The organism is Lentzea sp. NPDC051213 (assembly GCF_044455585.1).
Lineage (GTDB): Bacteria > Actinomycetota > Actinomycetes > Mycobacteriales > Pseudonocardiaceae > Lentzea.
The window spans coordinates 93,819-117,735 of record NZ_JBITEX010000006.1; the positions used below are offsets into that span (position 1 = coordinate 93,819).

Genomic DNA, 23,917 nt, shown 5'->3' on the forward strand with positions numbered 1-23,917 from the left:
GGTGTCCTACGACGTCATCGTGATCGGGCTCGGCGGCATGGGAAGTGCCGCCGCGTACCGGCTTGCCCAGCGCGGCAAGAGGGTGCTGGGGCTGGAGAAGTTCACGGCCGTGCACACGCAGGGGTCCAGTCACGGCGGGTCGCGCATCACGCGGCAGGCGTACTTCGAGGACCCCGCGTACGTGCCGTTGCTGCTCAGGGCCCACGAGATGTGGGACCAGATCGAGCGCGACAGCGGGCAGAGCATCTTTCACCGGGTGGGCGGGATCCTCGTCGGCCCCCCGGACAGCAGCGCCATCACGGGTGGCCGGGCGAGCGTCGAGCAGTTCGGTCTGAAACACGAACTGCTCGACGCAGCACAAATCTGCGACCGCTTCCCGACGATGCGGCCGGCCGTGGACGACGTCGCGCTGTACGAGCCCGGTGCGGGTTTCGTCGTGCCCGAGAACGCGGTGCGAGCCCACCTCGACCTCGCTGTCGCAGCGGGCGCCGAGCTGCACTTCGAAGAGCCGGTGACGCACTGGGAAGACGGCAAGGTCACCACGGCTCGCGCGCCCTACGAAGCCGACCACATCGTTGTGTGCCCTGGCCCGTGGGCGCCTTCGCTGTTGGCAGACCTGGACATCCCGTTTGAGATCGAACGGCAGATCCAGTTCTTCTTCGAGCCGCACACCGAGGAGTTCCGCGATCACCCGATCTACATCTGGGACCGCGCGGACACCTTCTACGGGTTTCCGGAGATCGACGGCGCGGTGAAGGTCGCGTTCCACAGCGGCGGGCAGCTCTGCACGCCGGAGACCATCGACCGCACGGTGCACGAGCACGAGGTCAGGGCCGTCGCGGAGGCCACGCGCCGGGTGATGCCCGGCATCGTCGGCCGGTACCTGCGGGCCGCCACGTGCATGTACACCAACACCGCGGACGAGCACTTCGTCATCGCACATCACCCCAGGCACGAGAACGTCACAGTGGCGTGCGGTTTCTCGGGGCACGGCTTCAAGTTCGTGCCCGTCGTCGGCGAGATCCTCGCCGACCTCACGATCGACGGGGCCACGCGGCACCCGATCGCACTTTTCGACCCTGCTCGCTTGAGAGGCGGAGCATGACCGGCAGCCTGATCTCCACCCTTGAGGGCCGCTACTACACCGACCCGCTGATCTTCGCCCAGGAACAGGCGGCCATCTTCGAGAAGATGTGGTTCTGCGCGGTGAAGTCGGGCGACCTCGCGAACCCCGGCGACTTCCGCACCGTGCAGATCGGCCGCGAGAGCGTGCTGATCGCGCGGGACAGGCACGGCAACCTCAACGCGTTCCTCAACGTCTGCCGGCACCGCGGCGCGCGCATCTGCGTCGACGAGGCGGGCAGCGTCAAGCGGGCGTTCCAGTGCCCGTACCACGCGTGGACCTACGCGTTGGACGGCAAGCTGATCGCCGCGCCGAACCTCACCTCGATGCCGGACATCGACCGGGTGGAGTACGGGCTGACGAAAGTCCACCTCAGGGAATGGCTCGGCTACGCCTGGGTCTGTCTCGCCGACGAACCGCCGAGCTTCGAGGACGACGTCCTGCAGGCCGTGACGGAACGCCTCGGCACGCTCGGGGGCATCGACGGCTACGAGATCGACGAGTTGTCTGTGGGCAAACGAATCGTCTACGACGTCAAGGCCAACTGGAAGCTCATCATCGAGAACTTCATGGAGTGCTACCACTGCGCGACGATCCACCCCGAGCTGACCGAGGTGCTGCCCGAGTTCGCCGACGGCTACGCGGCGCAGTACTACGTGGGGCACGGCGCGGAGTTCGGTGACGACATCAAGGGCTTCACCGTCGACGGCAGCGAGGGCTTCGGAAAACTTGCGGCGCTGGAAGAAGAACGCGACCGGAAGTATTACGCCATCACGATCAAACCGCAGGTTTTCATCAACCTCGTGCCGGACCACGTGATCCTGCACCGCATGTACCCGGTGGCGGTGGACCGGACGATCGTGGAGTGCGATTGGCTCTACGCCAAGGAAGTGGTCAGCACCGGCCGTGACGTCTCTCGCTCGGTCGAGCTGTTCCACCGGGTGAACGAGCAGGATTTCGAAGCCTGCGAGCGTTGCCAGCCCGCCATGGCGTCCCGCGCCTACGCACGCGGCGGGGTGCTGGTGCCGTCTGAGCACCACATCGGCGGGTTCCACGAGTGGCTCGTCCAAAAACTGGAATCAGCCGACTAGGGGATCGACGCGTCACCCGTGCACGCGAAAGCTTGCACGGGTGATGGAGCAGACGGACTTCTTGCTCCCGGACGGGGAGCACGACCTCTTCCGCCGCATCCGGCTGCTGGCCGAGCGCGCGGAACGGACGGCGCACAACAGGTCCAACCTCGTTGGCCCGCCGCCGTCGCAGGAGCACCTCGACATCCTCGCGGAGATCAGACAACTCACCGAGGAGATGAGCACAGCAAGACGGGCCGAGGCGTTGCCCCGGCCCGCCAGGCCTGCCGACGATCTCGTCCCTGAAAAATTGTGACCGCGAAGTTGTGACGGTCAGCGGCGCTGGCCGCGCACCATCTTGACGAGACCCTTCATCGTCTCTTCCAGTCCGGAGCCGAACGGGTTGTCGTGCACGAGGTACGTCCACGTCGAGCTCGGGCGCTTCACCCCGGCACCGGCGAGGTCGTACCCGGCGTCGGTGATCTTCGCGGCCTCGTACTTCTCCCCGGCCTGCTCCCACGACTCCGGCACGATCTTGTTGAACGCCGGGATGGCCTCGCGGTGGAACTCGTCCAGCGGGTTCTGCCGTGCCAGCGCGCGCAGGTGGATGCCCTCACGCAGGTCTGACAGGAACGTCAGGTGGTGCGTCCACAGGTCGTCGAGGTAGAAGAGCGTGATCTTGCGGGCGGCGTCACCGGCCACCTCGTCGGGGGCGCCTTCCTTCTCACCGAGCTTGTCGAACGCGGCATCCGTGCGCAGCACCACGTCGCGGTGCTTGAGCAGCAGGTCGCGCTGGTGCTCGATCAGCTTGTTGTAGCGCCACGTGTTGCGGTGGATCTCCAGGTTCACGCCCTCGGCCACGCGCTGCGCGTGCTCGAAGGTGTGCAGCAGGCCCTTGTCGCTGACCCGGCCGTCGGAGTCCACTTCGGACGGTTCCTCGGCGTCCGGCGCGTACTGGGTGATCAGGTCGTCCTGCATCGACGAGAAGAACACCGAGCCGCCGGGGTCGCCCTGACGGCCTGCGCGGCCGCGCAGCTGGTCGTCCAGGCGCGAGGAGGAGTGCCGGCCGGTGCCGATCACGTACAGGCCGCCGAGCTCGGCGATGCGGTCGTGGTCCTCGCCCTCGTGGCCACCAAGACGGATGTCCGTACCGCGACCGGCCATCTGCGTCGAGACGGTGATGCGCTGGTACGAGCCGGCGTCGGCGATGATCGACGCTTCCTCGGCGTCGTTCTTCGCGTTCAGCACCACGCACTCGAGCCCGGCGTCGCGCAGCTTCGACGAGATGCGCTCGGACTCCGCGACGTCCAGCGTGCCGACGAGGATCGGGCGCCCTGACTCGTGCGCCTTCTTGATCTCCCCGACGATCGCCTCTTCCTTCTGCTCCAGCGTCGCGTAAAGGCGGAAGTGCTCGTCCTCGCGGATGTTCTCCTTGTTCGGCGGGATCACGAGCACCTCGAGCTCGTAGAACTCGCGCAGCGTCTCCGCGACGGCGACCGCGGTACCGGTCATGCCGCAGCGCGTCGGGTACCGCGACAGCAGGGCCTGCACCGTCATCGAGTCGAGGATCTCGCCGGACTCGGTCGTCTGCACGTTCTCCTTGGCCTCGACGGCGGCCTGCAGGCCGTCCGGCCACCGCTGCAGCTTCGCGACGCGGCCGCGGGTGTCGTTGATCAGGTGCACCTTGCCGTCACGCACGATGTAGTCCACGTCGCGGTGCAGCAGCACCTGCGCGTGCAGTGCCACGTTGACCTTCGACAGCGTGGAGGTGACGTGCTCCTGCGAGTACAGGTCGATCTCGCCGAGCGCGCGCTCGACGGCCTCGGAGCCCGCACCCGTGAGGAAGACGTTGCGCTCCTCGTCGTCGATCTCGTAGTGCAGGTTCTGGCGCAGGCGCTTCACCAGGTCGGCGATCACCGGGTCGGCGGCCTCCGCGCTGGTCGAGCCGGCCAGCACGAGCGGCACGCGGGCCTCGTCGACGAGCACCGAGTCGGCCTCGTCGATCAGCGCGACCTCCGGCTCCGGCACGATCAGGTCGTCGGGCTGCGTGACGATCCGGTCGCGCAGGATGTCGAACCCGATCTCGCTGACCGGCGCGTACGTGACCTCGCACTGGTAGGCCTCGCGGCGCTCCTCGGCCTTCGAGCTGCCGTTGATCCACCCGACGGTGACGCCGAGCAGCTTGTAGAGCGGCCCCATCCACTCCGCGTCGCGCTGGGCGAGGTAGTCGTTGACGCTGACCACGTGGACGCGCTTGCCCTTGATCGCGAACCCGGCCGCGGCCATGGCGCCCGCGAGCGTCTTGCCCTCACCGGTGGCCATCTCGACGACGAGCCCGCTGAGGAGGCCCAGCGCGCCGAGCACCTGCACGTCGAACGGGCGCTGCCCGATGGCGCGCTCGGCGGCCTCACGCGTGAGCGCCACCAGCTCGGTGTCTTCGCACTCGTCGCGCAGCTTGGCGGCGTGTGCCGTCAGCTCCTCGTCGCTGAACGCTTTGAACGTGTCCGCGTGTTGCTCCACGTCCTTCAGCAGTGCTTGGAACGGGGCGAGGTCAACCGACGCCGGTTTCTGCGCGAACCGGCGCATCCGCTGCTTGAAGCGCGCCATGAGAGTGGTCACGAGGCAGCAACGTACGGCATCGCTTGTGTGTTCCGCAGAGGTCTTGACAGTGAAGCCCGAAATGTCCGGTTGACCTCGCCCCGTTTCACAAAACTCCCAGGTCAGCTTGCTCGGTGGGTCTCGGGCAGCTTGAGCGCCGAGAACAGCGTCGCCAGCCCCATCAGGCACAGGAACGCCGACACCGACATCGACGTCCCGGTGGCCCCGAGCAGCGCCGTCATGATGAACGGCGTACCGCCGCTGACCAGGATCGATGCCAGCTGGTAGGCGAGCGAGGCGCCCGAGTACCGCACGTGCGGCTCGAACAGCTCACCCAGGTACGCCGCGATCGGCCCGTAGACGAGCGACGACGCGATGCCGCCGACGGCCGCCGCGATGAACAGCATGACGAGCGAGCCGGTGTCGACCAGCAGGAAGTACGGGAACGCCCAAAGCGTTAGGCCCACAGCGCCCGCGATGATCAGCGGCCGGCGGCCGAGGCGGTCCGAGAGGTGCCCGGAGTAGAGGATCACCGGGATGCTCACGATCGACGACAGCAGGCTCACGACCAGCACTGACTCGCGCGACAGGCCCAGGGTCGTGGTGGCGTAGGACAGGACGCCCGCGATCGACACGTAGAAGACCGCGTTCGAGGCGAACATCAGGCCCGCGCCGAGCAGGATCGGCTTGCGGTGGGTGCGCAGGGCCTCCTTCAGCGGTGCGGGGGCTACGGCGGGTGCGGAGGCGCGGCGTTCCTTCAGCTCACGGAAGACCGGGCTGTCCTCGACCTTCATCTGGATGAAGAGCACCACCGGGAAGAGGAGCGCCGACGCGAGGAACGGGATGCGCCAGCCCCACGAGGCGAACGCCTCCGGTGAGAGGGACGTGGTGGCGCTGATGAAGGCGACGTTGCCGAGCAGCACGCCGATCGGGACGCCCGCCTGGCCGAACGTGCCCGCGAAGCCGCGCTTCTTGGGGCCCGCTGTCTCGGTGAGCAGCAGGACCACGCCGCCCCACTGGCCGCCGACCGCGATGCCCTGCAGGAAGCGCAGCGCGACCAGGAGCACCGGTGCTCCGACGCCGATGGCCGCCGTCGTGGGCAGGAGACCGATGAGGAACGTCGCGCCGGCCATCAACGCGAGGCAGATGACCAGGGCGGGTTTGCGGCCGACCTTGTCGCCGACGTGGCCGAAGACCAGACCGCCGATCGGACGCGCGATGAAGCCCGCCCAGAACGTGCTGAACGACAGGAGCAGCGCCACGATCGGCGTTGCCTCGGGGAAGAACAGTTTCGGGAACACAAGTGCCGCGGCGGTCGCGTAGATGAAGAAGTCGTACCACTCGAGGGACGAACCCACGAGTCCGGCTGCCATCAGCCTGCGCAAGGTCTTCTGTTCAGTCGGGGCGACACTGACCACGGCTTCTCCTCACCACGTATCGACGAACGGGCGTTTCTTCCCCTTGGGGCGGGAAGTTGTGGGGGCCAGCGCCGTCGCTATCCAGCGGCGGGTGTCGGCCGGGTCGATCACGTCGTCGATCTCGAAGACCGAGGCGACGTTCAGCGCTTTGCCGTGCTCGTAGGCCATGGCGACCATCTGGTCGTAGCGCTGCTTGCGTTCTTCCGGGTCCTCTATGGCTTCGAGTTCTTTTTTGAAGCCGAGTTTGATGGCGCCTTCGAGGCCCATCGGGCCGAACTCGCCGGTGGGCCAGGAGATCGCGAACTGCGGAACCTTGAGGCTGCCCGCCGCCATGGCCTGGGCGCCGAGGCCGTAGGCCTTGCGGGTCACGACGAGTCCGAAGGGGACGGTGATGTTGGCGCCCGTGACGACCATGCGGGTGAGGTGGCGGACGGTGGCGGTGCGTTCGGCGTCCGGGCCGACCATGAAGCCGGGGGTGTCGCAGAGTGAGACGACCGGGAGGTCGAACGCGTCTGCCAGCTGGAGGAACCTCGCGCACTTGTCCGCGGCGTCGGCGTCGATGGCGCCGCCGAGGACTTTCGGGTCGTTCGCGATCAGGGCGATGGGGCGGCCCTCGACCTTGATCAGTGCGGTGACGATGGCCTTGCCGAAGCCCTTGCGGAGTTCCAGCACCGAGTCCGTGTCGGCCAGGGTGCCGATCAGGGCTCGGACGTCGTAGGCGCGGAGGCGGTTCTCGGGGATGGCGTGGCGGAGCAGGCGCTGGTCCGCGCAGTTCCACGATCCGAAATTGTCGGTGTCGTCTGGGAGAATTTCTTCAAGGGGTCCCCCTTCGCGCGTGGGCGACGTCTGCGCGTTCGGGCGGGGGACGCCTGCGGGAGCCTGGACGCCTGCGGGAGCCTGGACGCCTGCGGGAGCCTGGAAGCCTGCGGGAGCCCGGAAGTAAGAGAGGTACTTCTTCGCGACGGCCACAGCCTGCTCCTCCGAAGCCACCGCGATGTCCACGACCCCGTTGGGCACCTGCACGTCGAGCGGCCCGATGTCCTCCGGCCGGAACACACCGAGCCCGCCGCCCTCGATCATCGCCGGGCCACCCATGCCGATGTTCGCGCCCTCGACCGCGATGATCACGTCGCAAGTGCCGAGCAGCACCGCGTTGCCCGCGAAGCACCGGCCCGCGACCACCCCCACCAGCGGCACCTGGCCGCTCAGCTGGGCGAACGCGTGGAACGAGCCGCAGTCCAGGCCGCTGACCATGCTGTGGTCGGTGTCGCCGGGGCGTCCGCCGCCGCCCTCGGCGAACAGCACCACCGGCAGGTTCTCCTGCTGTGCCAGCGCGAACAACCGGTCTTTCTTCTGGTGGTTGCGCATGCCTTGCGTGCCGGCGAGCACGGCGTAGTCGTAGGACATCGCCACGATCCGTTGGCCGTTGACGACACCGATGCCGGCGACCATGCCGTCGGCGGGGGTGCGTTCGATCAGCTCTTCCAGAGACCGCCGCTGCCGTTGCGCGGCGATCGCCAGTCCGCCGTACTCGACGAAGTCCGAGCAGAGGTCCGCGATGTTCTCCCGCGCGGTCCGCCCACCCGCCGCGTGCCGGCGGGAAGCCGACGAGGGCCGGTCGAACTCGTGCCGGGCCAGCACCTCGGCCAGATCCGGGCGCACCAGCGAAAGATCGACCTCCGCTGCGTCCTCAGTGGACTCACCGGCGCCCGAGGCGAGCAGCTGCCCCTCGGTCACCGTGTCGCCGACCGCCACCAGCACGTCGCCCGACACCCGGACGACGTGTTGCATTTTCATCGCTTCCAGCACGACGGAGTCCGCGGACACCGCGACCACCGTGCCGGCCAGCGGCGCTCGCATGCCGGAAGCCGGCTCCTCGACGACGAAGTCAGTCGTGGCCCCGACGATGTCGCGGTCCAGCAACGACTTGAGGAACTCCAGGTTCGTCCCGACGCCCTCGATCCGGAACTCGCGCAACGCCCGCCGCGCCCGGTTCAGCGCCACGTCCAGGTCCTCGCCGTGCACCACGAGCTTCGCGAGCAACCCGTCGTACCGCGTCCCGACCCGATACCCGACGTACCCGTGCGTGTCGACGCGCACCCCGGCGCCGGAAGGCAGTCCGAACGACGACAGCACCCCGCCCGACGTCTGGTTCACCCGTACCTGCACGGCGCTTCCGCGCTCAGCGGGCGTGTAGTCCACCTCGCCGCCCCAGGCCAGCAGCAGCTGCGTGCGTACGAGGTCCACACCGGACACCATCTCGGTCACCGTGTGCTCGACCTGCAACCGCGGGTTGGCCTCCATGAAGTAGAACGCGTCGCCGGCGACCAGGAACTCCACCGTGCCGACACCGGTGTAACCCACGGCGGAGGCCAAGGAAGCCGCGGCGGTGTGCAACGCCTTGCGCAGAACGGGATCCAGCAGGGGAGCGGGCGCGATCTCCACCAGCTTCTGGTGCCGCAGCTGCAAGGAACAGTCGCGGTCACCGATCACGGACGTCCCGACGAGCTGCACCTCGATGTGCCGGGCGGAGGGCAGCAGCCGTTCGAGGTAGACGTCCCCGACCCCGAACGCCGCGAGCGCCTCCGCCCGGCACGCCTCGACGGCACTGTCGAGGTCCTCGGGCGCGAACACCGCCCGCATGCCCTTGCCGCCACCGCCGGAGACCGCCTTCACCATCACGGGAAAGGAGCCCTCGGGGGCGTCCAGCACCGGAATCCCCAGCGATGCCGCCAACTCCCGGGCTCGCCGCTTGTCACCGAGCAACTCCAGAACGTCAGCGGACGGGCCCACGAACGCCAGCCCGCGCGCCGAACACGCCCGAGCGAACGCGGCGCTCTCGGACAGGAATCCCCACCCCGGATGCACCGCCTGGCAGCCGTCGGCGGCGTCCAGGAGCTGATCGATGTCCAGGTACGGAGCGGGCCCGTGCAGGGCGACAGCGCGGTCCGCGAGCCCCACGTGCAGCGCCGCAGCGTCGTCCTCCGCGTACACCGCCACGGTGCGAATGCCCAGGTCAGCAGCCGCGCGCAGCACGCGGACGGCGACCTCACCCCGGTTGGCGACGAGCAGCACGGCAATCCTCCTGAGCGACCGCTTAGTATGTGACGGCGGTCGCATGTTGCCATCTGAAGTCAACGGAAGTCCATACGGAACCGATCGGGGTGGTGAGGCGTCAACGGAACGCTTCGCCGCAAATCGGCGATTCAGTTGGCAGACTTCCCCGCAAAGTTGCGAAGGGCTTCAGGAGGCCGCAGTGGTGTTCAAGAGGATGATGCGCGCGTTCGGCGTGGGCGGGCCGACTGTCGACACGGTGCTGACCAACCCGAACGTGCGCCCCGGCGAGGTGCTGTCCGGTGAGGTTCGGATCGCCGGTGGCGACCATCCCGCCGAGATCGACCACGTCACGCTGGCGCTGCTCACCCGTGTCGAGATCGAGAGCGGCGACAACGAGTACAACACCAACATGGAGTTCCACAAGTTCTCCGTGGGACAGCGGATCGTGGTCCAGCCGCACCAGAACCTCTCGCTGCCGTTCCAGATCCCGGTCCCGGTCGAGTGCCCGCTCAACGTCGTGGGCGGCATGCAGCTCGCCGGCATGCAGCTGGGCCTGCGCACCGAGCTCGAGGTCCGCGGCGCCGTCGACCCCGGCGACCTCGACCCGATCTGGGTGCACCCGCTGCCGTCGCAGGACGCGGTGCTGCAGGCGTTCGGGCAGATGGGATTCCGCTTCACCAAGGCGGACAACGAGAAGGGCCGCATCCACGGCGTGCCGCAGACGCTGCCGTTCTACCAGGAGATCGAGTTCTACCCGCCGCCGCAGTTCGCCGGCCGGGTGAAGCAGGTCGAGCTGACCTTCGTCACCACGCCCACCGAGCTGCACGTGGTGCTGGAGGCGGACAAGCGCGCCGGCCTGCTCCGCGCGGGCGGTGACGCGTACGGCCGTTTCGCCGTGTCGCACCAGCAGGCGGTCGGCACGGACTGGACCGCGACGATCAACCAGTGGATGAGCCAGGTTTCCGGCAGCCGCTGGTAGTTGTCCGAAAGGGCACGACAGTCACCTGATGGGGCACATTCGCTGCGATGTTCCTCCGCGGCTTTTACCCTCCACGCACTTGATCAAGTGCGTGGAGGGGGAGCTGTGCCGAGACGTGTGGCTGCGGCGTCAGGTGTGCTGGCGCTGACGGGAGTGCTCTTTTCTGGAATGCCCGCGCTCGCGGCACCGCCCGGCGCGGTGCTGCTGGCCGACACCGATCGGAGCGGCTCGGTCGACCGGGCCGACCAAGTGGGCAAGGACAGGTGGACTCCGCGGCGCGGCGCGATCTTCCTGCCCAACGTGGACGACGACGCGAAGCGCTGCAAGATCGACCCGGACGAGCTGCAAAACAACAACGCGATCGAGATCGACGAGAAACTCGTGGCGTGCAACGACGCGCAGGACGACGTCGTGAACGGGCCGCTGGACGTGGCGGACCTCGCGCCACTGCGGACGTTGCCGCGCAAGGGGAGTGCGGACGGCACCGTGTCGCTCGGCTCGGGTGAGGGGAAGTACGCCCGCCTGTGGGTCGAGCGCGGCGGCACGTGGACGTCGCTCGGCGAGGGCGGCACCCTCACCGCCGCGGAGCTGGGCAACGGCGTGAAGCTCGCGCTCGAGGGCCGCGACGTCATCCGGGACAAAGCCGTGTGGAACGGCGAAGTGACCGTGACGCTGAAGGCCGGGAGTGGCAGGGACTCGGTGCGGCTCCGGGTGGCGCCGTTGATCCTGCAAAGCGATCTGAAGCCACCGCGCAAGGTGATCACGTCCATCCCGCCGGTCGCCGAGATCGCGCTGGGGTACGACGAGTTCCTCGCGGACCTGAAGAAGGCCATGGCCGCGGCCGGGCTGCCGGAGAGCTCGCTGACCGCGGTCAGCGAGTTCGACTCGTGGTTCCAGGACATCTTCGAACCCACCACGGCCAGCATGCCGGGCCCCGGTGGCAAGCCGCAGGTGATGCACGTCCTGCTGCGCAGCGCCAACGTCCGTCCCGGCGGCGAGGACTGGTCCGGGCAGCCCTACCCGGCGACGTTGCGGATGGGTGGCCGGGTGGCGTTCAGCACGCTGCGCGGCCCGGACGTCGGCGTCGTGCAGCAGTACACCCTCCAGCGCGACGCCAAGATCAGGGACGGGCTGAACGCGACCGGCAACTTCGAGAGCCTGCCGCCCTATCGCGGTTACGAGCTCGGCAGGCCGCTGTACGGCGCCACGCAGGAACAGACGCCGGACCCGACGTTCACCAGGCTGATCGGCTCGCAGTACGCGGACCCGGTGGTGATCGACACGTCCTGGCTGACCGTGGGGCACGCCGACGAGACCGTGCACGTGATCCCGGCGCGCAACGCACGCGGCTGGACGTTGATGGTGGCCGATCCCCGGCTCGCGATCGACCTGGTGCGCAAGGCCGCGCGGGACGGTCACGGCGGTGCCGCGTTCCTCAGCCCGCCGCTCGGCTGGGACGGGATGCCTCGCCCCGGTTCGGAGCTGACGATCGACCAGGCGCTCGCCGATCCGGTGGTGCTGGAGAACAACGAGACCGCCGCCCGGCACATGGACTCCCAGGTCGCGGTGCTCAAGAAGGAAACGGGTCTCACCGAACGCGACCTCGTCCGGGTGCCGGTGCTGTTCAAGGAGATCCTTCGGGAGCAGCTCGCGAGCGGCGAGCGGCTCGACGCGTCCGGCCAGATCACCCCGCAGATGAAGACCGAGCTGCTGGAGCGGATGACGCCGAGGGACGGCAAGGCGCCTCAGCGGGTCTTCCTCGCACATTCGGCGGGCATCCCCAACGGAATTTCGCTCGGCAACGGCGTGTTCGGCGCACCCGACCCGCACGGGCCGCGCGTCGGCGGGACCGACCTGTTCAAGCGAGCCACGGAGCAGGCGCTCGCCGGCACTCCGGTGTCGCTTCGGTGGATCGAGGACTGGGACTTCGCCCACGAGAGGCAGGGCGAGGTGCACTGCGTGACCAACGCGCTGCGTGACCCGACCAGGGCCGACTGGTGGACGGCCGGAAGCCGCAGGTAGCTCCCGAACTGCGGAACGCCACGATCAACGAGATGATTTTCCTCGAAGGTTCCCGGGTATCTCCGGGGACGACAAGAGGAGGCGACCGTGACCGTTGAAAGCATCATCGGCGCACTCATCATCGGCTTGATCCTGGGCCTGCTCGGCAAGCTGTTCGCACCGGGCAAGCAGGCCATTCCGATCTGGCTGACCCTGCTGGTCGGTATCGCGGCCGCGTTCATCGGGTCGTGGATCGCCCGGCTGCTCGGCGTGCAGGACACGCCCGGCATCGACTGGATCGAAGTGATCGTGCAGATCGTCGTCGCGGCCATCGGCGTCTCGCTCGTCGCCGGCGTGTACGGCCGCAAATCAGTCGGCTAGCTGACAGGCCGGAGCATCCTCAGGACGAGATCGGCGTACAACGCGCCGATCTCGTCCGGGGTTCGCTTCCCGCCCGGCTGGTACCACCGCGCGACGTCGATGCACAGCGACAGCACGGCCAGCGTCGCGCCCTTCAGGTCCGGCACGTCGAACACACCCTCCGCCACACCGGCCTCGATGAACGACCGCATCTGCTGGTCGATCTGCCGGCGCAGCTCCGCCACCTCCGCGTGGTGCTCCGGCGAGAGCGCGCCGAGCTCGTACTGCACCACCCGCGCCGTCGTGTGGTACTCCGCGTGCCATCCCGCGAACGCCGCCACCGCGTTCCTCAGCCGCTCCACCGCATCGCTGCCGCCGATGCCGGACAGCAGGGTGAGCGACGTCTGGTGGCCGACGAGCGAGATGTTGAAGAGCAGCTCCTCTTTGGACCGGTAGTGGATGTACACGGCCGCGGGGGACATTCCCGCGAGTGAGGCGATGTCGCGCGTCGTAGTGGCGTGATAACCCTTGCCGGCGAACGCGTGTGCTGCTGCGATGAGCATGCGACGGGCGGCGTCCGGGGTGACCGCGCGCCAGGTCTCGTCGAGCAGCGCGAACTCGTCCAGGCCGGTCGTCGTCATCTGCCGCTCCTCGCGTGTTGACAGGTGATGGATCGTACTGCACGCTAAGCGGGCGCTTAGCGCTAAGCAACCGCTTAGTATGGAGGTAGTCGTGCAGCGGACGCTGTTCAACGAGGATCACGCCGCGTTCCGGGAGTCGGCGAAGGCGTTCGTCGAGCGCACGATCACGCCGAACGTCGAGAAGTTCATCGAGCAGCGCGTGATCGACCGCGACGTCTGGCTGGAGGCCGGTCGCCAGGGCCTGCTGGGCCTCGAGATTCCCGAGGAGTACGGCGGCAGCGGCGCGAACGACTACCGGTTCAACACGGTGTTCGCCGAGGAGCTGTGCCGGGTCAACGCCGCCGTGGCGTCGTCGCTGGGCATCCACGGTGACGTCGTGGCGCCGTACCTCGTCGACCTGTGCACCGAGGAGCAGAAGCAGCGCTGGCTGCCTGGCATGTGCTCCGGCGAGCTCAAGACCGGCATCGCGATGACCGAGCCCTCCGGTGGCTCCGACCTCGCGGCGCTGAAGACCAACGCCGTGCGCGACGGTGACGACTGGATCCTCAACGGCTCCAAGACGTTCATCACCAACGGCTACACCGCCGACATGATCGTCGTCGCGGCCAGGACCGATCCGTCGAAGGGTGCGAAGGGCATCACGCTGTTCGCCGTCGAGACCGGCATGCCCGGCTTCGAGCGCGGCCGCAAGCTCGACAAGGTCGGCCAGCACCCGTCCGACACCGCGGAGCTCTTCTTCGCCGACGTCCGGCTGCCCGCCGCGAACATGATCGGCGAGGAGAACCAGGGCTTCATCTACATGATGGAACGCCTGCCGCAGGAGCGGATCGGTGCCGCCATCTCGAACCTCGCGCACGCGCAGGGCGTCTTCGACGAGACGCTCGAGTACGTGAAGGAGCGCAAGGCGTTCGGCCAGGCCATCGGCAAGTTCCAGCACAACAAGTTCCTGCTGTCCGAGCTGCGCACGAAGCTCGACGTGACGCAGGCGTTCGTCGACAGCCTGACCATGCAGCACGTTCGCGGCGAACTGAGCTCGGTCGAGGCGGCGCAGGCGAAGTACTGGAGCGCCGACATCGAGAACGAGGTCATCGACTCCTGCGTGCAGCTGCACGGCGGCTACGGGTACATGACCGAGTACCGCGTCGCCCGCGCCTGGATGGACGCCCGCGTCACGAAGATCTGGGCGGGCTCCAACGAGATCATGAAGGAACTCATCGGCCGCGACCTGGGCCTGTAAGGGGTGTTTTGTGGCTGAAGCAGTCATCGTCTCCACCGCCCGGTCGCCGATCGGCCGGGCCCGCAAGGGTTCCCTCGTCTCGTTGCGGCCGGACGACCTCGCCGCGCAGGTGATCTCCGCCGCGCTGAAGGACCTCCCGGCCACCGAGATCACCGACCTGCACCTCGGCTGTGCCGAGCCGCAGGACGAGCACGGCCAGAACATCGCGCGCCGCGTCGCCGTGCAGCTCGGCTACGACACGTTGCCCGGCACGACCGTCAACCGGTTCTGCGCCTCGTCGGTGCAGACCGCGCGGATGGCCTTCCACGCCATCAAGGCGGGGGAGGGCAACGCCTTCATCTCCGCCGGCGTCGAGTGCGTCTCCCGGTACATGCACTCCGGCGTGCCGTCGTTCAACCCGTTGTTCGACGAGGCGCAGCAGCGAACGCTGGACACGGCCGCGTCCAACGTTTCGTGGACCGATCCGCGCCTGGACGGCAAGCTGCCCGACTACTACATCTCGATGGGTCAGACCGCGGAGAACGTCGCCACGCAGATGGGGATCTCCCGGCACGACCAGGACGAGTTCGGCGTGCGGTCGCAGAACCTCGCGGAGAAGGCGATCGCGGACGGGTTCTTCCAGCGCGAGATCACGCCGGTCGTACTGCCGGACGGCACTGTCGTGTCGACGGACGACGGCCCGCGTGCCGGCGTGACCTACGAGGCTGTTGCTTCTTTGCAGCCGTCGTTCCGCCCTGACGGCACGATCACGCCAGGCAACTGCTGCCCGTTGAACGACGGCGCGGCCGCTGTCGTGATCATGAGCGACGTGCGGGCACGTGAGCTCGGGCTGACTCCGCTGGCGCGCATCGTGTCGACCGGTGTCTCCGGGCTCTCGCCGGAGATCATGGGTCTCGGCCCGGTGGACGCGACGCAGCAAGCGCTTGCGCACGCCGGTCTGTCCATTTCGGACATCGACCTGGTCGAGATCAACGAGGCGTTCGCCGTCCAGGTGCTCGGCAGTCAGCGCGCGCTGGGCATCGACATCGACCGGTTGAACGTGCATGGTGGAGCGATCGCGTTGGGCCACCCGTTCGGCTCGACCGGTGCCCGGATCATGACGACTCTGATCAACGGCATGCAGGCCCGCGACGCCCAGTTCGGGCTCGAGACGATGTGCGTCGGCGGCGGTCAGGGCATGGCGATCATCCTGGAGAGGCTTTCGTAGTGGGAATCCTGGACAAGTTCCGCCTGGACGGAAAGGTAGCGATCGTCACCGGCGCCTCCTCGGGCCTGGGCGTGGCGTTCGCTCGCGGTCTGGCGGAGGCCGGCGCGGACGTCGTGCTGGCCGCCCGCCGCGCGGACAAGCTCAAGGAGACCGCAGCACTGGTCGAATCGGTCGGCCGGCGCGCTCTCGTGGTGCAGGCCGACGTGTCGCGCCCGGACGACTGCCGCGAGGTAGCGCGTGCCGCCGCCGAGTTCGGCGTCGTTTCCGTGCTGGTGAACAACGCGGGTGTTGCTTCCGCGGTGCCGGCCTCCCGCGAGACGCCCGAGGAGTTCCTCGGCGTGATCGACGTGAACCTCAACGGCGCGTACTGGATGGCGCAGGCCGCCGCCGCGGTGATGAAGTCCGGCGGGTCGATCATCAACATCTCTTCTGTGCTCGGGCTGGTGACGGGTGGCATCCCGCAGGCCGCCTACTCGGCGTCCAAGGCCGGTCTGCTGGGCCTGACGCGCGACCTGGCGCAGCAGTGGACCGGGCGCAAGGGCATCCGCGTCAACGCGATCTGCCCCGGCTTCTTCGCCTCGGAGATGACCGACCAGTACCCGCCCGGCTACCTGGAGAAGATGCAGGCGGCCCTGCCGGCCGGGCGCGTCGGCGACCCGGAGGAGCTCGCGGCGGCCGTCGTGTTCCTGGCCTCGGAGGCCGGTGGGTATGTCACGGGCGCGACGCTCGTCGTCGACGGTGGAGCCGTCATCGTTTAGCCGGTTGATTCCCTGATCCAGCCGGGCACGGTCCACGGCCCGGTGTCGTTGTCGCCGCACCACAGGAGACCGAACTTCCAGCTGTCGCCCGACTGGTAGGGCTCCAGGCATCGGTCGAGGTCGACGTTGCGCAGGACCCCGTTCTTCAGCGTCCATTGCTGTGACTTGCGGCCGTCGCACGCGCTGAGCAGGGCGTGGCCCTTCTCGACGTCCAGGCACTTGGTCATCGTGTGAATCGTGCCGTCCGCGGCCAGCACCCAGTCGGTGCATTTCGCGAGGTCGAGTGCACCGCCGGCGGTACCCGTGCCGGTGGAGACGCAGGATCCGTCGGTGTGCCGGATGGGACCGGACGCGGAGTTGCCGATCGCGTTCTCGTGCACCACGTACTCGGTGCTCGGCGTGTTCGCGGTCGCGGGCGCTCCGGCCTTGGTGACCTTGATCTGGTCGTCGCAGTCCTTGAACGGCGTACCGGTGATCGTGGCCGCGATCGTGTACCTGTTGCCGCGAGGCACCTCGAACCGCGACTTGGAGAACGGCTCGTCAGCACATGTCCACTTCAGCTCGCCCTGGTCGAAGTACTCCACGAAACTCGACATGCCGCCGGTCGCGATCTTCACACCCTCACCGACCTCGATGGTCCCGAGCACGATCGAGGTGAGGGTGGTCGTGTCGGTCACGACCCCCATGAGCCGGTTGCCGCGCACAGGGCTGACGGAGAACTGGTAGGAGTGGCCGGCGACGAAGCTCCTGTCGATCGAGCACTGCATCCCGGTGCCTTCGCCGCCGAACGTCTTGCACCTCGTCCCCTCGTCTCCTGGCTCCGCGACCGTCGTGTTCCACATCGAGAACAGGAACATGCCCACGCCGTCGCGATGGCTCTGCATGCCGATGTAGCCGCCGTGGTCCTTGATCGTGGTGCCGAACTGGTTGGACCAGAAGACGTTGGCGCGCCCGGGATCGACCAGGACCGTGGTGCCGAAGGTGATGTCGTCGAGCGGTCGCGTCGACTCCGCGAACGCGTAGTCGGTGTAGCTGACGGGAGGCTTGGTCTCCGCCTGTGCGGCTGCCGCCTGCCCGGCGAGCACGGGTATGCCTGTGAACAACAGTGTCGTCGCGATGGCCAGCTGCGTCAGACGTCTCACCAGTGTCTCCTGAGGGCTCCGGCGGAAATTCCTGCTCCTGTTTCGTAAAGGTGGCGTGGTGGGCCCGCAAGTCGGTCAGACGTGGAAGTCACCCTGTGGTGTGTCCGGGCGGATTTCGCTTTACACGTCGGGGACGATCAGCACGTGATTGTGTTGGACCACGTGCTGGTCGTCGATGTGGAGTCGACGTGTTGGGAAGGATCTCCGCCTCCCGGTGAGGTGTCGGAGATCATCGAGATCGGGGTGTGCCCGCTCGAGGTCGCTACCGGCGTGCGCGGTGAGCGGCGCAGTGTGCTGGTGCGCCCGGCGCGGTCGCGGGTCAGCGCGTTCTGCACCCGGCTGACGACGCTGACCGCCGATCAGGTCGCCGACGGCGTCTCGTTCGTCGAGGCGTGTGCGGTGCTGCGCAAGGAGTTCCGCTCGGATCGCCGGGTGTGGGCTTCGTACGGCGACTACGACCGCAAGATGTTCGAACGGCAGTGCGCGTCGTTCGGCGTGGGTTATCCCTTCGGGCCGAGGCACGTCAACGTGAAGACGCTCTTCGCCCTCTCTCACGCACTGAAGCGCGAAGTCGGTATGGCCGAAGCGATGCGCATCGCCGGGCACGAGCTCGACGGCACCCACCACCGCGGCCACGACGACGCCTACAACATCGCAGGACTGCTGGCCGAGCTGATTTCACCTGTTCGGAGGATTCCAGTCGACGCCGACCGTGCAGACGCGCGTTGAGTCCCGCCACACGGTGATCGCGAACGTGCCCGCGGCCGCTGACACTCGCGCCAGATACTCGGTCGCGCAGGCGATCGTGTAGCGCGACTTCCAGTCATCTTCTTTCCTTATGTACCAACCATGATCCTCCACATTCTCGACGTAGGCGAGCGTCATTCGGCCGTTGCGGCTGCGGTGGTGGTACCGGATGCTGTGGACGTACTCCATGGGTTGGACGGTCCTCACCAGACCTCGCTGGCGTGATTCACGAATGTCAGATCTGATCCGTAACGTTTGGGCTATGTCCGACCCCACGTTCCGGCAGGTGCGCCTAGGTGAGGCGCTGAAGAGGCTGCGAGAACACGCGGGGCTCAGCCAGCGCGAGGCGGCGTACCGGCTTCGGTACAACTACCAGAAGCTGAGCCGCATCGAGAACGGTCAGCTGCCGGACTATCACGGCCTGCGGGCGATGCTCGACCTCTATGGCGTGCTCGTTGCGGAGGAGGCGCCGTTCATCGACATGTGGGAGCGCGCCTGCGAGAAGGGCTGGTGGCATGCCTACGGTCCGGACAGCGGCGGTTACATCAGCCTGGAGCACGACGCAATCCGAGTGCGAGAGTTCCAGCTGGGCTACATCCCCGGCCTCTTGCAGACTGAGCGCTACATGCGGACGGTGTTTCTGGGATGGCAGGTCCAACGTTCACGGAAGTGGATCGAGGATCAGATCGCGATCCGCATGCGGCGGCAGCAACGTCTGGTCGGTGACGATCCGCTTGAGTTCTACGCCGTCATCGCCGAGAACGCTTTCCGGCACGCGGACCGCGAGCAGTTGCTGCACATCAACGAAATAGCGTGGCTGCCCAACGTGACCGTGCAAGCGCTACCGGACGCGGTAGGAATCAACGAGGGACACAACGGCTCGTTCATCGCCTTGGACTTTGCCTACCCAGGCGAGATGTCGGTGCTCTACGTCGAACATCCGGCAGGCTCCACGCACGTCGAGGATGTCGAGCGGGTGAAGGCCACTAAACTGCTCTTCAAGCACCTCTCGAAACTGGCGCTGACCCCGGACGAGTCGGCCGAGTGGATCGGGAGGTTGGCCGCCGGGAGGTAGGGATCAAGGTGTCTGCTGCGTGGCGCAAGAGCAGCCGCAGTAACGGCGCACAGGACTCCGCCTGCGTGGAGATAGCCCTGGACGGGTCCGTCGCGCGCATCCGTGACTCGAAGGGCCAGGCGGACGCCACTGTCGCGGCGCCCGCCTGGGGTGCGTTCCTCGCCACCGTCAAGGGCGGGGAGCTCGACGGCTGATCAGAGGTAGATGGCGAGGGCGACGGTGACCACCCAGGCGAGGCCCAGCGACTGCAGGACTCGATCGGAGCGGGCCACGTCGTCCGGGGCGCCCGCCTTGCCGCTGTCGACGTCGACGGCGTAGCGCAGGACGGCGATCACGAACGGGACCATGGACAGGGCGGCCCACGGGCTGCCGGTGCGCTGGCCCAGTTCGAACGCCCACAGGCCGTACGTCATGTTCATGACCGCGGCCGAGGTGGCCCAGACGAACCGCAGGTAGGTCGCGGAGTACTTGGTCAGCGAGTGGCGGATCGCGGCGCCGGTGTCGTGGAAGAGCGTGATTTCCGCATACCGCTTGCCCGCCACGATGAACAGCGACCCGAACGCCGTCACGAGCAGGAACCACTGGCTCGGCACGATGTCCGCGCCCAGACCGCCCGCGATGCCGCGCAGCAGGAAGCCCGAGGCGACCACGCACAGTTCGAGCACGGGCTGGTGCTTCAGGCCGAAGCAGTAGCCCAGCTGCACCCCCAGGTAGACGACCATGAGCACGAGCAGCTTCCAGCTCGCCATCGCGCCGATCGCCAGGGACGCCGCCATCAGCACTCCGGCCGTGGTGATGGCGAGTGGCACGGGCACGATGCCCGCCGCGATCGGCCGGTCGCGCTTCTTCGGGTGGGCGCGGTCGGCGTCCGCGTCCTTCGCGTCGTTGATCAGGTACACCGCCGAGGCCGCGCAGCAGAACGCCGCGAACGCCAGCGCGGCCGAGCGCAGCACGGCCGTTTCCGTGATCCTGCTCGACGCGAACGGGGCGGCCAGCACGAGGACGTTCTTCGTCCACTGGTGTGGCCGGGCGGTCCTGATCAGTCCGCGTAACACCGACGGCTGGGTCTGGGTCGCCACGGTCATCGACGCCCCCACACGATGCGGCGCACACCGCGTGCCACCACGGCACCCAGCACCGCGCCCGCCAGCACGTCCGTCGGGTAGTGCACGCCCAGCACCAGCCTGCTGATCGCCATCGGAGGCACCAGAAGCGGCACCAGCGGCTGGTTGGTCAGCGCGCCGTAGGCGATCGCGGCGGCCGTGGTGGAGGTCGCGTGTGAAGACGGGAAGCTCAGCTTGCTCGGCGTGCCCGCCAGCACCTGGACGTCCTCGTGGTGCGGACGCCGGCGGCGGACCACGCGCTTCACCGCGATGGACGCCGCGTGCGAGGCCACCACGGAGGCGGCCGCGACCGTCCACTCCGGACGGCGCCGGCGGTCGAGGACCGCACCCGCGACGCCCAGCGCGAGCCAGCCACCGCTGTGCTCACCGAAGAACGACAACAGGCGGGCCGCACGCACCACAGGTCCTCTCGCGAGCGCCGTCTGCACGGCGACCAGTGCCGCCGCTTCGCGATCGCTCATCTGATGCCCTCCCAACCCAGGCGGGCCTGGCTGTTGTGGGTGACGGTGTACTGACCGGTCTGGTAGAGCGGCTTGGTCTGGTACACCTGGATCGGGTACTTGCCGGGGAAGTCCCGCAGCCGCGCCGGCAACGCGGTGACCTCCTGCGAGGACAGGACGTCGCCGAACAGCGCGCCGCGCACGGGTTGCCAGGTCGCGTCGCTCAGGCCGAGCACCTGTGTGTCACCCCACTGCACGGCGTAGGAGATCGGCTCGATCACACCGTCCTGGATGCGCGGCTGGCGCTGGCAGGGGAACAGGAACGCGATCTGCCACGCCACGCCGACGGCCGACTCGCGCGGCAGGAACTCCCGCAGCGACTGGTACTTCTGCGCGGCGGGCGGGGTGAACCGGCCCTCGCCGGTGAGCCGCACCTGCGTCGCGCCGGCCGGTGCCGGTGGCAGCACGAGGGTGCGGTGCAGCGTGCTGTCCACGTCGTCGGTGAGCTGACCCGTGCTGAGCACCTGCGCGTTCGACGTCGCGTATTCGTAGGTGACCGGTGTGGGCTTTCCGGTGACGACGGTCGCGATCTCGTCGTTCTGGATCGCGTACCACCTGTCCGGCAACGGGATCAGCGGCCGTGGTGTCGCCACGTCGATCGCGTCCGCCGCGACGCAGCGCCGTGCGAGCGGGTCCTGGACGCTCGCCGCCCACGGCGACCAGGTGTCCAGCGTGCGCACGGTCGCGACCGCGAAACCGCCCACCAGATAGGTGATGCTGGCCGCGAAGAACATCACGACCACGATCGGTATCGCGATGACCGGGGCGTAGGAACCCTTGCCCCGCCGGTGCAGGACGAACGCCACGATCGCGATCAGCAGGAGCCACCAGTACGGCTTGTCGAACTTGAGCACCGACACGTGCGGTGGCACGCCCGCGAGCGGCAGCCCGAGGTGCCACGAGTAGGGCCACTTGTTGGCGCCGTGCCCGGCCAGCCCGAGCATCGCGACGACGCTGACGATGCCGCCGAGCAGCACCGGCACCGGCACGCGGCGGTCCGCGGTCAGTTCACGGATCAACGGCACCGAGCTGAGCAACATCAACGCGATGAACACCGAGCCGATGCCGGCGAGACTGCCGAAGTGGTGCGTCCACTTGCTGGGCGTGAACCACAGCAGGAAGAACGCGAACATCGTCGACCAGCCCGCCAGCGCGAGCCGCGGTGGCACGTCGATCCGGCGTGCCCGAGCGGCCGTGACCAGCACGACGAACCAGACCAGCGCGACGACGCACACGAGCACCGGCGCCCGCTTGGCGTAGTTCGCCATGGCGTCGCCCTGGTTCAGCAGGAACATCCAGCGAGCGAACTCCGTGTACCAGGACTCGGAACCCGCCATCTTCTTGAAGATCTCCTGCGCGTACAGGAAGTCGCGCAGGCTGCCGTCGCTGAACGCCATGATCATCGCGACCGCGCCGGGTGAGAGCACCGCGAGCGTCCTCGCGACGACCGTGCGCCAGCCCGCGTTCTCGGTCAGCAGCTTCCACGCGAACGGAAGGCCCGCCAGCAGTGGGGCCAGCGTCGTGAAACCGGTGGGGTGCGCGAAGAACCCGATGCCCGCGACACCCACGGCCGCGCCGAGCAACGCCAGTCGCCGCCGCTCGACCGCGGCCGTCACCGCCAGCAGCGTGAGCATGCCGCACATGGTCACGACGCCCTCGGGCCGCACACCCATGTCCAGCGGCAGCCACCACGCCAGGAACGCCGCGCCCAGTACGACTCCGCTGAACTTCCCCGACACGTAACGACGTGCGGCGAACCACGTCACGAGGCCGAACAGCAGTGCCGGGATGCGCAGCACGACCGGGGAGAAGCCGAAGACCTGCCACTTGGCGAGGAAGTAGTAGAACCAGGAGAACGGCGTGAAGCCCTGGTTGAGGATCTGGTAGTAGTTGCCGACGTAACCTTCGAACGGCACGTTCTTGGCCATCGCGCTGTAGTAGCCGTCGTCGTCGGACATGGGTGCCAGGAACAGCCAGAGCACCATCACCGCGGGCACGACCAGATCGACAGGACTCAGCCGCAACCGGAACCGCCCCGGCTCACGCCGCACGCGCCGGTCCAGCAGCACGAGACAGGTGAACGCGGTCGCCGCGGCCAGTGCGAGCAGCACCATCAGCACGATCTTCAGCGGTGAGGGACTGGTGCTGAACTGGTCGTCCACCCGGATCCGCGCGGACAGGTCGGGAACGTCCAGGCTGGTGACCGAGGTCGCCAGCACGTGGACGTCCGGCATGGTCGCGGACCGGCCGATCTCCGTGCCGTTGTGCAGGATGCTCAGGCCGTCGCGATCGCCGCGGATCTGGTACATGCAGTCGCCAGAAGGCACCGGCTCGTCCAGCGCGGCGACCCCGCTCACCAGAAGATGATCGTTCTCCGCCTTCACGACGAGGCCGCGTGCCGGGTCGGACGGGTTGACGGTCGCGAACACCACGCCACCGGCGGCCTGCGCGGCACGCACCGTTCCGCAGCCGAACCGCACGTCCATCTCGAATGGACGGTAGGCGCTGAGCGCGAGCATCGAGGAACGCGGCGCGGACGCGTCCGCCGGCCAGTTGACGGTCGGATCGTTGATCGTCACGGGCGCGAGCGGCATCAGTGCCGACAACAGCACGGTGAGTGCGCCCGAGCAGACGGCGACGGCCAGCAACCGTCTCCTCCTCGACTCGGGCCGAGTGGTCGTGGCAGGTGCTTCGGGGGCGAGCGGAATCGTTTCGGTCGTCACGCGCCGTTGTCCTAAGGTTTCGGATGGGCGAGGCGTCAGAAGCTAGCCACCGCCCGTTACGCGGGAAGCGCGCGCGGACCGCGCTTTGCTACGTCTGCGTTGCCATACCCCGGATTTGTGTTTCGGGCGGGAAAATCGCCAATTCGTGGCAGATATC

At 68.0% G+C, this 23,917-nt stretch carries 20 protein-coding genes; 12 read left to right on the forward strand and 8 right to left on the reverse strand.

The window, feature by feature from the left end; all coding sequences use genetic code 11:
* Position 1: 1 nt before the first annotated feature.
* From solA to ACIA8G_RS26600, 3 genes are read left to right on the forward strand one after another with little or no spacing between them, the layout of a single operon-like run.
* A complete protein-coding gene (gene solA / locus ACIA8G_RS26590) occupies positions 2-1,105 on the forward strand; it encodes an N-methyl-L-tryptophan oxidase (RefSeq protein WP_396421375.1) in 1,104 nt (367 codons plus the stop codon).
* Positions 1,102-2,214: an aromatic ring-hydroxylating dioxygenase subunit alpha gene (locus ACIA8G_RS26595; protein ID WP_396421376.1), complete on the forward strand. Its 1,113-nt coding sequence runs from the start codon at positions 1,102-1,104 to the stop codon at positions 2,212-2,214. Before solA ends, ACIA8G_RS26595 begins: the two co-directional genes overlap by 4 nt.
* A 43-nt stretch (positions 2,215-2,257) precedes the next feature.
* Positions 2,258-2,509 carry a hypothetical protein gene (locus tag ACIA8G_RS26600; RefSeq protein WP_396421762.1) on the forward strand — a complete coding sequence of 84 codons (252 nt, stop codon included), beginning with the start codon at positions 2,258-2,260 and terminating at the stop codon, positions 2,507-2,509.
* A gap of 17 nt (positions 2,510-2,526) precedes the next feature.
* On the opposite strand, the gene secA2 is transcribed toward ACIA8G_RS26600, so the two are convergent.
* The 3 genes from secA2 to ACIA8G_RS26615 form a co-directional block, all read right to left on the reverse strand.
* Complete coding sequence (secA2, locus tag ACIA8G_RS26605; RefSeq protein ID WP_396421377.1) at positions 2,527-4,812, reverse strand: accessory Sec system translocase SecA2; 2,286 nt, start codon at positions 4,810-4,812, stop codon at positions 2,527-2,529.
* A gap of 101 nt (positions 4,813-4,913) precedes the next feature.
* Positions 4,914-6,209 carry an MFS transporter gene (locus ACIA8G_RS26610; protein ID WP_396421378.1) on the reverse strand — a complete coding sequence of 432 codons (1,296 nt, stop codon included), beginning with the start codon at positions 6,207-6,209 and terminating at the stop codon, positions 4,914-4,916.
* A 9-nt stretch (positions 6,210-6,218) separates the two neighbouring features.
* Positions 6,219-9,329: a carboxyl transferase domain-containing protein gene (locus tag ACIA8G_RS26615; protein ID WP_396421379.1), complete on the reverse strand. Its 3,111-nt coding sequence runs from the start codon at positions 9,327-9,329 to the stop codon at positions 6,219-6,221.
* Between the two features lie 136 nt (positions 9,330-9,465).
* Here ACIA8G_RS26615 and ACIA8G_RS26620 point away from each other — a divergent pair, with 136 nt between their 5' ends.
* From ACIA8G_RS26620 to ACIA8G_RS26630, 3 genes are all read left to right on the forward strand, one after another.
* Positions 9,466-10,245: a sporulation protein gene (locus ACIA8G_RS26620; protein WP_396421380.1), complete on the forward strand. Its 780-nt coding sequence runs from the start codon at positions 9,466-9,468 to the stop codon at positions 10,243-10,245.
* A gap of 105 nt (positions 10,246-10,350) precedes the next feature.
* Complete coding sequence (locus ACIA8G_RS26625) at positions 10,351-12,267, forward strand: protein-arginine deiminase family protein (protein ID WP_396421381.1); 1,917 nt, start codon at positions 10,351-10,353, stop codon at positions 12,265-12,267.
* Between the two features lie 87 nt (positions 12,268-12,354).
* Complete coding sequence (locus ACIA8G_RS26630) at positions 12,355-12,627, forward strand: GlsB/YeaQ/YmgE family stress response membrane protein (protein ID WP_396421382.1); 273 nt, start codon at positions 12,355-12,357, stop codon at positions 12,625-12,627.
* Here ACIA8G_RS26630 and ACIA8G_RS26635 read toward each other — a convergent pair.
* Positions 12,624-13,247, reverse strand: a complete 624-nt coding sequence (locus tag ACIA8G_RS26635; RefSeq protein ID WP_396421383.1) for a TetR/AcrR family transcriptional regulator — start codon at positions 13,245-13,247, stop codon at positions 12,624-12,626. The genes ACIA8G_RS26630 and ACIA8G_RS26635 overlap by 4 nt on opposite strands.
* 91 nt (positions 13,248-13,338) lie before the next feature.
* Between ACIA8G_RS26635 and ACIA8G_RS26640 the strand changes: the two genes are divergently transcribed.
* The 3 genes from ACIA8G_RS26640 to ACIA8G_RS26650 are packed head-to-tail and all read left to right on the forward strand — an operon-like array spanning position 13,339 to position 16,449.
* Positions 13,339-14,484, forward strand: coding sequence for an acyl-CoA dehydrogenase family protein (locus ACIA8G_RS26640; protein WP_396421384.1), 1,146 nt, complete (start codon positions 13,339-13,341; stop codon positions 14,482-14,484).
* Positions 14,485-14,494: 10 nt separating this feature from the next.
* Complete coding sequence (locus tag ACIA8G_RS26645) at positions 14,495-15,691, forward strand: acetyl-CoA C-acetyltransferase (RefSeq protein WP_396421385.1); 1,197 nt, start codon at positions 14,495-14,497, stop codon at positions 15,689-15,691.
* Positions 15,691-16,449, forward strand: coding sequence for an SDR family NAD(P)-dependent oxidoreductase (locus ACIA8G_RS26650; protein ID WP_396421386.1), 759 nt, complete (start codon positions 15,691-15,693; stop codon positions 16,447-16,449). Before ACIA8G_RS26645 ends, ACIA8G_RS26650 begins: the two co-directional genes overlap by 1 nt.
* Here ACIA8G_RS26650 and ACIA8G_RS26655 read toward each other — a convergent pair.
* A complete protein-coding gene (locus tag ACIA8G_RS26655; RefSeq protein WP_396421387.1) occupies positions 16,446-17,591 on the reverse strand; it encodes a DUF3472 domain-containing protein in 1,146 nt (381 codons plus the stop codon). The two genes, ACIA8G_RS26650 and ACIA8G_RS26655, sit on opposite strands and share 4 nt — an antisense overlap.
* A gap of 144 nt (positions 17,592-17,735) precedes the next feature.
* On the opposite strand from ACIA8G_RS26655, the gene ACIA8G_RS26660 reads away from it, so the two are divergent.
* From ACIA8G_RS26660 to ACIA8G_RS26670, 3 genes are all read left to right on the forward strand, one after another.
* Complete coding sequence (locus tag ACIA8G_RS26660; protein ID WP_396421388.1) at positions 17,736-18,320, forward strand: exonuclease domain-containing protein; 585 nt, start codon at positions 17,736-17,738, stop codon at positions 18,318-18,320.
* A 280-nt stretch (positions 18,321-18,600) separates the two neighbouring features.
* A complete protein-coding gene (locus ACIA8G_RS26665; protein WP_396421389.1) occupies positions 18,601-19,413 on the forward strand; it encodes a helix-turn-helix domain-containing protein in 813 nt (270 codons plus the stop codon).
* An 8-nt stretch (positions 19,414-19,421) separates the two neighbouring features.
* Positions 19,422-19,607, forward strand: a complete 186-nt coding sequence (locus tag ACIA8G_RS26670) for a DUF397 domain-containing protein (RefSeq protein WP_396421390.1) — start codon at positions 19,422-19,424, stop codon at positions 19,605-19,607.
* Here the strand turns inward: ACIA8G_RS26670 and ACIA8G_RS26675 are convergent, their stop codons facing one another.
* Genes ACIA8G_RS26675 through ACIA8G_RS26685 form a run of 3 tightly spaced genes read right to left on the reverse strand, consistent with a single transcriptional unit; the run spans position 19,608 to position 23,760 of the window.
* A complete protein-coding gene (locus ACIA8G_RS26675; protein ID WP_396421391.1) occupies positions 19,608-20,498 on the reverse strand; it encodes a decaprenyl-phosphate phosphoribosyltransferase in 891 nt (296 codons plus the stop codon).
* The gene (locus ACIA8G_RS26680) at positions 20,495-20,998 is read right to left on the reverse strand and encodes a phosphatase PAP2 family protein (protein ID WP_396421392.1); all 504 of its coding nucleotides are present in this window, start codon (positions 20,996-20,998) and stop codon (positions 20,495-20,497) included. The genes ACIA8G_RS26675 and ACIA8G_RS26680 overlap by 4 nt, the downstream gene beginning before the upstream one ends.
* Positions 20,995-23,760: an arabinosyltransferase domain-containing protein gene (locus ACIA8G_RS26685; RefSeq protein ID WP_396421393.1), complete on the reverse strand. Its 2,766-nt coding sequence runs from the start codon at positions 23,758-23,760 to the stop codon at positions 20,995-20,997. The genes ACIA8G_RS26680 and ACIA8G_RS26685 overlap by 4 nt, the downstream gene beginning before the upstream one ends.
* Positions 23,761-23,917: the final 157 nt, after the last annotated feature.